This window comes from Komagataeibacter kakiaceti JCM 25156 (assembly GCF_000613305.1).
The window spans coordinates 1-701 of the sequence record NZ_BAIO01000826.1 but is presented as its reverse complement, the minus strand read 5'-3'; the positions used below and the strand labels follow the sequence as shown (position 1 = coordinate 701).

The following is a 701-nucleotide window of genomic DNA, read 5'->3' as shown; positions in this document are numbered from 1 at the left end:
ATGCCGCTGAGGAACCCGCCACCACCCGACGGCGGGGGCGCGGCCTGCCGCTGCTGGAGCTGCTGCTGCGCCTGCTGGAGCTGCCACTGGAGCTGGCGAATCCGGTTCTGCGCCTCGGCCAGCGCCGCTTCCTGCACCACGGCCATCTGGGTCACGCGATAGGGCGCTTCAGGATATTTCTGGAACATCTGCCGATATACTGATCGGCCTGCGGGTCGATCGGGGGGAGGGCTGATGCCGTCTGCGGCACGCTACCTGTCGTGGCGCCGCCTACACGGGCGAAAAACTGTGTGATCAGATCACGTTCCTGGTCATTCATCCTGTCTGTCCTGCCTTGGGCTGGGAAACCGTATTCCGCAGATGTGGTCCGTACCGATGCAATGTGCAAGACCGGGGCCGCCATGCGCGGCGCGTCTGGGCCGGGGGCACGCGCGACCTTCCGGTACGGGCGGCATGACGGTATGCTGCCCCGCGTTTTTGCGCCAGATGGTGCATACCTGTCCCCGTTTACCGGAGCATCTCGTTCATGGACCCGGCCCCCGTGCCCCGATCACCCACGTCTCCCCGCCCGCTGTCGTTCCAGGGCTGATCCTGAAGCTGCACCAGTTCTGGTCTGAACAGGGCTGCGCCATCCTCCAGCCCTATGATACGGAGGTGGGCGCCGGCACGCTGTCCCCCCACACGACGCTGCGCGCGCTGGG

General features: G+C 66.5%; 2 pseudogenes. One reads left to right on the top strand and one right to left on the bottom strand.

Annotation, left to right across the window (positions count from 1 at the left end):
- Positions 1–319 (bottom strand): annotated as a pseudogene (locus JCM25156_RS26465) (DUF2076 domain-containing protein); the annotation flags it as partial.
- 207 nt (positions 320–526) lie between these two features.
- Here JCM25156_RS26465 and JCM25156_RS26460 point away from each other — a divergent pair.
- Positions 527–701: pseudogene (locus tag JCM25156_RS26460) on the top strand (glycine--tRNA ligase subunit alpha); the annotation flags it as partial.